This window comes from Acidobacteriota bacterium, from assembly GCA_009861545.1.
Taxonomy (GTDB): Bacteria; Acidobacteriota; Vicinamibacteria; order Vicinamibacterales; family UBA8438; genus WTFV01.
Genome location: VXME01000125.1, coordinates 94,435 through 102,913, shown reverse-complemented (window position 1 = coordinate 102,913; position 8,479 = coordinate 94,435). Strand labels below are relative to the sequence as shown.

Sequence of the window (8,479 nt, the reverse complement as noted above, 5' to 3'; positions counted from 1 at the left end):
CCCCCCCCCCCCCCCTCCCCCCCCCCCCCCCCCCGCCCCCCCACCCCCACCCCCCCGCCCCCCCCCCCCCCCCCCCCCCCCCTCCCCCGCCCCCCCCCCCGCCCTTTTCACCCCCCCCCCCCCCCCCCCCCCCCCCCCCCCCCCCCGGCGCGTTCGCCGACGTGCCGGCCGTGTACATCGCCGACGGGCATCACCGGATCGCCAGCGCCGCCCGGGCGCGCGACGAGCTGGCCGGCGGCGATTCGCAACACGAGGCGTGCTTCTTTCTCGGGGTGGCGTTTCCCGACCGGCAGACCCGCATCCTGCCGTACAACCGCACCGTCGCCGACCTCGCCGGCCGGACCGCGGCGGAGCTCCTGGACGCTTTGCGGGCGCGATTTCCGGTCGCGGCCGGGGGACCGCCGGTGCCGCCCAAGGGCCGGATCGCGATGTACCTGGAAGGCGTCTGGTACACCATCGAACCGGCGGGCGTCGGCGCTGCGGGGGGCACCGGAGCGCCGGCCGCGCGGCTCGACGCAGCCATCCTCCAGGACCGGATCCTGGCGCCGCTGCTCGACGTGGCGGACATCCGCACCGATCCGCGGGTGGGATTCGTCGGCGGGGCGCACGGCGTGGCGGCCCTGGAGCAGGCAGTCGATTCCGGCGCGGCCGCCGTCGCCTTCTCGCTGGCGGCGGTGACGCCGGACGAGCTGCTCGCCGTGTCGGACGTGGGCGGCATCATGCCTCCGAAATCCACCTGGTTCGAGCCGAAGCTGCGCGACGGCCTGCTGATTCACACCATCTGAGGCTTCTGTGGCGGAACGGGTCTTCAACTTCGGCGCCGGTCCGGCGGTGCTTCCCGAGCCGGTCATCGAGCAGATCCGCGACCACCTGCCGGCGCTGCCGGGGGTGGGGATGTCGGTGCTGGAGATCAGCCACCGGTCCCCGGCGTTCGACGAGATCCTGGCGGCGGCCGAGGCCAACATCCGCGCTCTGGCCGGCGTTCCCGACGACTACCACGTCCTGTTCCTCCAGGGTGGCGCGACGCTGCAATTCTCGATGGTCCCGATGAACCTGCTGCCCGCGGACGGAACGGCCGACTACCTGCTGACCGGGTCGTGGGCCGTGCAGGCGGCGCGGGAGGCGGAGAAGTTCGGGTCCGTGCGCGTGGCCGCCACCACGGCGGCGGAGGGTTTCCGGTGTCTGCCGGCGGCAGCGGAAATCGACCTCTCGCCCACCGCCGCGTACGTCCACGCGACGACGAACAACACCATAGCGGGGACGCAGTGGCCGGCCATGCCGGACGTCGGTGATCGGCCGCTGGTCGTGGACGCGTCGTCGGACATTCTCAGCCGCCCGATCGATGTCGCCGGGCACGGACTCATCTACGCCGGCGCGCAGAAGAACCTCGGGCCGGCCGGTGTGACGGTGGCGATCGTCCGACCGGACCTGGTGGAGCGGGGACCGTCGTCGCTTCCGAAGCTGCTCCGCTACGCCACGTACGTCCAGGGCGGCTCCCGGCCCAACACGCCGCCGGTCTTCGCCATCTACGTGGTGTCGCTGGTCACGGCGTGGCTGCGCGACCAGGGCGGCCTGGAGGCCGTTGCCGAGCGCAACGAACGCAAGGCGGCGAAGCTGTACGCGGCCATCGACCGCACCGACTTCTACCGCGGCGTGGCCGATCGGGACAGCCGCTCGCGGATGAACGTCACGTTCCGGCTGGCGACGCCGGAGCTAGAGGCCGGATTCATCCAGGAAGCCGGCGCCGCGGATCTGGCCGGCCTCAAGGGCCACCGGTCGGTCGGCGGCCTGCGCGCCTCCATCTACAACGCGTTTCCCGAAGCGGGCGTCGACGCGCTCGTTGCGTTCATGGCCGAATTCGAGCGGATATACGGGTAGCCGGCCCGCGGGCATCCCGGCGGGCTGCACGCCGGACCCGACGCATGGCGTCACTCGATGTCCTTCACTATGGGGACCGCAAGACCATCGTGAAGGACCTCCGGAAGGAACTCGGCCCGGGACTACTGGCCGCCATGCTCCGTCAGTTGGGCCTCACCGACCGGGATGTTCGGTAAGCGTACGTGTTCCGGAGGTCGCCGATGCGTTTCATCTACCCCGCGCGTTTGCAGCGTGCCGCTCCCGACGAGGCCGTCGTTTCCTTCCGCGACTTGCCGGAATGTCTGACCTCCGGCAGGAACGATGCCGAGGCGCTGACCGAAGCCGCAGACGCCTTGGAGGAGACGATCGCAGGCCGCATCATCGACGGCGATCCGATTCCGCGACCCAGCGCCCGGCGCACCGGCGAGCATCGAGTCGCCGTGCCTCCAACGATGGCCGCCAAGGCGGCGCTGGTACTGGCTTTCCGGGACAGCGGCCTGTCACGTGTTGCGTTTGCCCGGCGTCTCGGCGTCGACGACAAGGTCGTCCGGCGCATGCTGGACCCGCGCCACGCGACCTCCGCCAACCGGCTCCACAAGGCATTGAGGCTGCTCGGCCGCGAGCTCGTCGTGGAATCCACCGCGGCGTGAATGGCGCCGCGCTGCCGGAGGACACAGTGACGATCTCGGCCAGCCATCGCGCGCCGCCACGGCTGGCCTTTCCCGCCACGCTAGCGGCAGACGGGCTGCCGGGTTTGTTTCCGGACCGCGGAATTTGACCGGCCAGTGGGTGACTCCACGGTCCTGCCGCGGCCAGTTGCGACCCGACGCCGGAGCTTCGGGATCGTTCCGCCCATGTAGAATCACGGCTGGCTGCCCCGGTGCGACCGATCCACCATGAAGCACTGGCAGGAAACGTCGCAGATCGTGGACCGTGTTGCCGAGCTGGCGGCGGCTGGCCGGCACGCGGCGCTGGCGACCGTCGTGCGGATCGAGGGGTCCGCGTACCGGCGCCCCGGCGCCAAGCTGCTGGTGGAAGAGAGCGGCGCGACTCGCGGCGGCGTCAGCGGCGGATGCCTCGAGGCGGACGTGCGCGAGATCGCCATGGCGGTGATGCGCGAGCGAGCGCCCTGCCTCCGCCACTACGAAACCGGCGACGATGATCGCACCGTCTGGGGACTTGGCCTGGGCTGCAATGGCGCGGTCGACATCTTCGTTCAGCCGGCCACCTCCGGGGACACCGTGGACGCGGCGCGCCGCGTGCGGGCGCGTCTGGCTGGAGATGCGCCGTTCGCCGCGTCCACCGTCGTCCGCGGTCCAGCCGCGGTCCTGGGCAGGGTGCTCGTATCGGGCGATGCCCCGCCAGCCGGCTCGACGGGGGGGCCCGAACTGGATCGCGTGATTGCCCGACGCTCCGAGGCGCTCCTTGCGACCGGCGAATCGCAGTGCTACGAGATCGAAGCGACCGGCATCGGTCTCCCATCGACCGAGGTCTTCACCGAGGTACACGTACCGCCGCCCCGGCTCGTCATCTGCGGCGCGGGCGACGACGCGATTCCCCTCGCGGCGTATGCGTCACAGGTCGGGTTCCGCGTGACGGTCGTCGACCACCGTCCCGCCTACCTGTCCGCGGAACGCTTTCCCGGTGCGGAGCGCATCGACCGCAGACCCGCCGCCGGCCTGGAAGGGCTGCCGCTCGGCCCGCGCACTTACGCGGTGGTCATGACTCACTCGTTCGCCCACGACCGGGACTGGGTCGGGCGCCTGTTGCGGACCGATGTCCCCTACGTCGGCCTTCTCGGTCCGCGCGCCCGCCGAGACGAAATGCTCGAACAGCTCGACGGCGTGGGCGCGCAGATCGAGGCGGGCGCCGACCGTCTGTTCGCCCCCGTCGGTCTCGATCTGGCCGCGGACGGACCCGAGCAGGTGGCCGTGAGCGTCGTGGCGGAGCTGCTTGCCGTCCGCGCCGCGAGCGTGCCGCGCCACCTGCGCGAGAAGGAAGGTGTCATCCATGCCGTCTGAGCCGTCTGAGCGGAGCGGCCCGGTGGCCGGCGTCGTCCTCGCCGCCGGCAGCTCGACCCGCATGGGACGCAACAAGCTGTTCTTCGAGCTCGACGGCGAGACGCTGCTGAGACGGGTCGTGCGGCGCGCCATCGACGCCGGGCTCGATCCGGTCGTCGTCGTCGTAGGCCACGAGGCGGAGCGGGCCCGAGCGGAGCTTGCGGAACTGGCGTGCACGCCGGTCGACAATCCCGATCACGCGCTGGGGATCAACCGGTCGCTGCGGGCCGGCATCTGCCACGTACCGGAGGGCGTGCCGGCGGCGGTGGTGATGCTGGCGGACATGCCGTTCGTCACCACCCGCATGGTCGCGAGTCTCGTCACGCGTTACCGGGAGAGCACGGCCCCGCTCGTCATCTCCGCCTACGGCGACGTCAACGCGCCGCCGATGCTGTACGACCGTGCGCTGTTCTCCGAGCTCCGGCAGATGTCGGGAGAAGGTTGCGGGCGGCAGGTCGTGCGGCGGCATCGTCACGAGGCGGTCGCGGTCTCCTGGCCGGCGGCGGCGCTCCAGGACATCGACGTTCCCGAGGACTACGAGCGGATCAAGGCGGAGTTGGGAGCCTGACATCGATGCGCACCGAAATCCTGCAGCTTGCGTCCGAACTCGCCGGCCGCAGCGAGGCGTTCGCGCTGGCCACGGTGGTCCGCCGCGAGCCCCCGAGCTCGGCCCGGGTCGGCGACAGCGCCGTCGTGACCCCGGACGGCGAGTTCCACGGCTGGCTGGGGGGAAGCTGCACGCGGCCGACGGTGATTCGGGAGGCGCTCGCGGCCCTCGCGGACGAGAAGCCGCGGCTGATAGGGATCGTCCGCGACCCCGACTCGATATCGCACACTCGACCCGGACTGACGGTGTTTCCCATGGCCTGCCACAGCGGGGGAAGCGTGGAGATCTACATCGAGCCGCTGCTGCCGGCGCGCCGGTTGCTGATCTTCGGCGTGTCGCCCACCGCGCGGGCGCTGGCGCGCCTGGCCGCCGTGCTCGGCTACCGGGTGGAAGCGGTCGATCCGGAGGCCAGCGAGACGCTGTTCCCGGACGCGGGCCGCCTGGTGACCAGCGACGAATCCGTCGAGCCTCCCGGGTCGGCGCAGGACGCGTCGCGTTGCTTCGCCGTCGTCGCGACGCTCGGCCAGCGGGACGAGGAGGCGGCCTGGACCGCCAGTCGGTTGATGCCGGCGTACGTCGGCGTGGTGGCCAGCCGCAAGCGGTTCGGACAGATGCGCGAGACGCTGGCCGCGCGCGGCGCCACACAAGAGCAGCTCGACCGCATCGCCAATCCGGCCGGTCTCGACATCGGCGCGGAGACGCCGGAGGAGATTGCCCTGAGCATCCTCGCCGAGATCACCCGGCGCGTCCGCGCCGAGGGTCCCCGGCAAGAGAGCGACCGCCGTCCCGGCCGCGGTTCTGCTCCCCCCGCCCCGGCCACGCGGACCGAGCAGGCTCCGGCTCCGGCCGCGACCGTCGCCACCGCGCGCGAATCCGGTCCCGGCGCCGGTCCGGCGTCTCCGGCACCCGTCACGCGGACCGAGCAGGACCCGTTTCCCCCCGCGGCCGCCCCGGAGACAGCGCGCGACCCGGTGTGCGACATGTCCGTCGCCGTGGCGGCGGCCAGCCACCAGGCCGACGTCGGGGGAAGGACCTACTACTTTTGCTGCGCGCACTGCCGCGAGCAGTTCCTGGCCGAGCCGCAGAAGTACGCCGCGGCGGCGGCGCCGGAGGGGTAGCGTGCGGCCCGAGGTGCGCGAGACGCAGGCGGCGATGGAGCGGGAGGGGTACATCGCCGAGCCGGCCATCGCCACCGCGGTCTACCTGGCTCGCACGATGCGCAAGCCGCTCCTCGTCGAGGGGGAGGCTGGCGTGGGCAAGACCGAGATCGCCAAGGTGCTGGCCCGGATGCTGGACACCGAGCTGATCAGGTTGCAGTGCTACGAGGGGATCGACGTCAACACGGCCCTGTACGAGTGGAACTACCAGCGGCAACTGCTGCGCCTCCGCATCGCGGGAGCGGACGGCAGGGAACCGGTCGAGACCGAGCAGATGATCTTCAGCCGCGACTGTCTGCTGGAACGCCCGCTGCTGCGCGCCATCACCCGCCGCGAGGGCCCGCCGGTCCTGCTGATCGACGAGATCGATCGGGCCGACGACGGTTTCGAGGCCTTCCTGCTGGAAATCCTCTCCGACTTCCAGGTGACGATTCCCGAGCTCGGCCCCATCGCCGCCACGCACGTGCCGTACGTCGTGCTGACGTCGAACCGGACGCGCGAGGTCGGCGACGCGCTGCGCCGCCGTTGCTTCTACCTGTACGTCGAGCACCCGTCGCTGGAGAAGGAAATCCGCATCATCCGCGCCAGGGTGCCGGAGGTCATCGGTGAATTGGCCCGGGAAGTGGCGGCAGTCATGCAGGCGTTGCGCGCGCGCCGTCTCCACAAGGCGCCCGGCGTCGCCGAGACGCTGGACTGGACCCGCGCGTTGGTGGCTCTGCGGCAGGATCGGCTCGATGTCGACACGGTGGAGGAAACGCTCGGGTGCGTTCTGAAGGACCACCACGACGTGGAGGATCTGACCGCGCAGGACGTCGAGTCACTGCTCGCCCAGGCACGATCACCGAGCGCCGATGCCTGACCGTGACATCGTGGAACGGCTGGCCCGCTTCGCGGGCCGACTGCGGCAACGCGGCGTCGGCGTGTGCGTGAGCGACGAGATCGACGGGGCGGCCGCGCTCCTGCTGGTGGATGTGGACGATCGCGACGAGGTTCGCTTTGCGCTGCGCGCCGCGCTGAAGATCCAACGGTCCGACTGGGACACGTTCGACGAGCTGTTGCAGGACTTCTGGGCGGCCGCCCCGGCCGTCGAGCCGCCGGCCACCCCGCGGGAACCGCCGTCGCGGCCGCGCTCCGACCGGACCGGACCGATCCCCCAATGGCGTTGGATGCAGGCGATCGGACAGCTTCCCGGCGAACCTGGGCGCGAAAGGACGGCCGGAGACACGCCGGGCTACTCTTCGGAGGTGCTCCTGCGCCGCAAGCCGTTCGACGACTGGAGCCCGGACGACCTGCCCGCCATGGAGCGTCTGCTGACCCGGGCGGCGCGCCGGTTGCGATGCCGGCCGAGCCGGCGCCTGGTGCCGGTCCGCACCGGCGGCCGGGCGGATCTGCGGCGCAGCTTCCGCTGGGCGGTCGGCACCGGAGGCGAGTTCCTCTCGCTGGCGCGGCGGGACCGCGCCGTGGAGAGGCCGGACGTGGTGCTGCTGTGCGACACCAGCGGCTCGATGGATCCGCATACGCGCTTCCTGCTGACTTTCGCACTGTCCCTCAAGCGCGTGGTGCGGCGTTGCGAGGTCTTCGCGTTCAACACGTCGCTGACCCGGTTGACGCCGTGGCTGACACCGGACAAGATCGGTCCGACCCTGGACCGCCTGGCCGCCGGCGTGCCCGACTGGTCCGGCGGGACCCGGATCGGCGCGAGTCTGGACGAGTTCGTCACGCGGTACCTGGATACGCTGGTGAGCGCGAAGACCGTCGTCGTGGTGCTCAGCGACGGGCTGGACCTGGACAGCCCCGCGAAGCTCGCCGACGCGATGCGCGCCGTCGGGGAGAAGGCGCGAAAGGTGATCTGGCTCAACCCGCTGCTCGGCGACCCGCGCTACCGGCCGGAGGCGCGAGGCATGCAGGCCGCTCTCCCCTACGTCGAACATTTCGTGCCCGCGCACAATCTGGAATCGCTCGAACGGCTGCTGCCCCTTCTGGCGGCTGGTGGCGGAACCCCGCGTAGCACCGAGAGTGGCGTGTGACATGGCCATTCCCATAGAGAAGCAGTTCGTCGTCAACGCCGGCCGGCGGGAGGTGTGGGCGTTTCTCACCGATCCGTCCAGGGTGGCCGGCTGCCTGCCCGGCGCCGCGATCACGGAACAGGTCGACGAGCGGACCCACGCCGGCACGATCGCCGTCAAGGTGGGCCCGGTCTCGGCCCGCTACAAGGGCACGGTGCGCTTCGAGCGGCTGGACGAAGGCGAAGGCGTGGCGGAGATCGTCGCGGCCGGTCAGGACGTCCGCGGCAAGGGCGGCGCCGACATGCGCATGACGAGCCGGGTCGTCGAGCACGGCCCCGCCGAGACCGAGGTGACCGTGTCGTCGACGGTGAACATCAGCGGCATCCTGGCGCAGTTCGGCCGCGGGTTGATCCAGGACGTCAGCGACCAGATGTTCCGGCAGTTCACCGAGGCGATGCGGGCCGCGCTGGAGTCGGCGGGCGACGAAGCGGGAGCGGACGGCGCGGCCGGCGACCGGCCCGTTCCTGACGCCGCGGCCGGAGACGGCCCTGACGCGGCGCCCCGGCCCGCGGACTCCGCGGGAGCCCCGCGCCCACCTGCGGAGTCCACGGGTGCACGGGCTCCCGCCGGCGCCGGCGGCGATGCTCCCGACGACGACGCGATCGACGCCGTCTCTCTCGGGGCCCAGGTCGGCGGGCGGGCGCTCGGCCGACTGGTGCGCCGGCCCGGCTTCTGGCTGGCCGTCGTCGTCGTGGCCGCGATCCTGTGGCTGATTGTGGATTAAGGAGCGTC

Annotated in this window: 9 protein-coding genes; all 9 read left to right on the top strand. The window is 71.8% G+C overall.

The window, feature by feature from the left end; translation table 11 throughout:
• Positions 1–161 precede the first annotated feature (161 nt).
• On the top strand, positions 162–785 hold the full coding sequence (locus F4X11_20195; GenBank protein ID MYN67317.1) for a DUF1015 domain-containing protein: 624 nt from the start codon (positions 162–164) through the stop codon (positions 783–785).
• Positions 786–792: 7 nt separating this feature from the next.
• Positions 793–1,878: a 3-phosphoserine/phosphohydroxythreonine transaminase gene (serC, locus tag F4X11_20190; GenBank protein ID MYN67316.1), complete on the top strand. Its 1,086-nt coding sequence runs from the start codon at positions 793–795 to the stop codon at positions 1,876–1,878.
• Positions 1,879–2,078: 200 nt separating this feature from the next.
• Positions 2,079–2,507: a type II toxin-antitoxin system HicB family antitoxin gene (locus tag F4X11_20185; GenBank protein MYN67315.1), complete on the top strand. Its 429-nt coding sequence runs from the start codon at positions 2,079–2,081 to the stop codon at positions 2,505–2,507.
• 246 nt (positions 2,508–2,753) lie between these two features.
• Positions 2,754–3,878 (top strand): XdhC family protein, encoded by a 1,125-nt coding sequence (locus tag F4X11_20180; protein MYN67314.1) that lies wholly within the window; start codon positions 2,754–2,756, stop codon positions 3,876–3,878.
• Positions 3,868–4,485, top strand: a complete 618-nt coding sequence (locus F4X11_20175) for a nucleotidyltransferase family protein (protein MYN67313.1) — start codon at positions 3,868–3,870, stop codon at positions 4,483–4,485. Before F4X11_20180 ends, F4X11_20175 begins: the two co-directional genes overlap by 11 nt.
• A 5-nt stretch (positions 4,486–4,490) precedes the next feature.
• Positions 4,491–5,642, top strand: a complete 1,152-nt coding sequence (locus F4X11_20170; protein MYN67312.1) for a YHS domain-containing protein — start codon at positions 4,491–4,493, stop codon at positions 5,640–5,642.
• A gap of 34 nt (positions 5,643–5,676) precedes the next feature.
• A complete protein-coding gene (locus F4X11_20165) occupies positions 5,677–6,540 on the top strand; it encodes a MoxR family ATPase (GenBank protein MYN67311.1) in 864 nt (287 codons plus the stop codon).
• Complete coding sequence (locus tag F4X11_20160; GenBank protein MYN67310.1) at positions 6,533–7,708, top strand: VWA domain-containing protein; 1,176 nt, start codon at positions 6,533–6,535, stop codon at positions 7,706–7,708. The genes F4X11_20165 and F4X11_20160 overlap by 8 nt, the downstream gene beginning before the upstream one ends.
• A gap of 1 nt (position 7,709) precedes the next feature.
• Positions 7,710–8,471, top strand: a complete 762-nt coding sequence (locus F4X11_20155; GenBank protein ID MYN67309.1) for a membrane oxidoreductase — start codon at positions 7,710–7,712, stop codon at positions 8,469–8,471.
• The last annotated feature ends 8 nt before the right edge of the window (positions 8,472–8,479 follow it).

What these genes read in the sequence shown, in the direction of transcription:
- F4X11_20185 (MYN67315.1), top strand. Translation starts at nt 2,079, where the DNA reads ATGCGTTTCATCTACCCCGCGCGTTTGCAGCGTGCCGCTCCCGACGAG.
- F4X11_20180 (MYN67314.1), top strand. Translation starts at nt 2,754, where the DNA reads ATGAAGCACTGGCAGGAAACGTCGCAGATCGTGGACCGTGTTGCCGAG.
- F4X11_20175 (MYN67313.1), top strand. Translation starts at nt 3,868, where the DNA reads ATGCCGTCTGAGCCGTCTGAGCGGAGCGGCCCGGTGGCCGGCGTCGTC.
- F4X11_20170 (MYN67312.1), top strand. Translation starts at nt 4,491, where the DNA reads ATGCGCACCGAAATCCTGCAGCTTGCGTCCGAACTCGCCGGCCGCAGC.
- F4X11_20165 (MYN67311.1), top strand. Translation starts at nt 5,677, where the DNA reads ATGGAGCGGGAGGGGTACATCGCCGAGCCGGCCATCGCCACCGCGGTC.
- F4X11_20160 (MYN67310.1), top strand. Translation starts at nt 6,533, where the DNA reads ATGCCTGACCGTGACATCGTGGAACGGCTGGCCCGCTTCGCGGGCCGA.
- F4X11_20155 (MYN67309.1), top strand. Translation starts at nt 7,710, where the DNA reads ATGGCCATTCCCATAGAGAAGCAGTTCGTCGTCAACGCCGGCCGGCGG.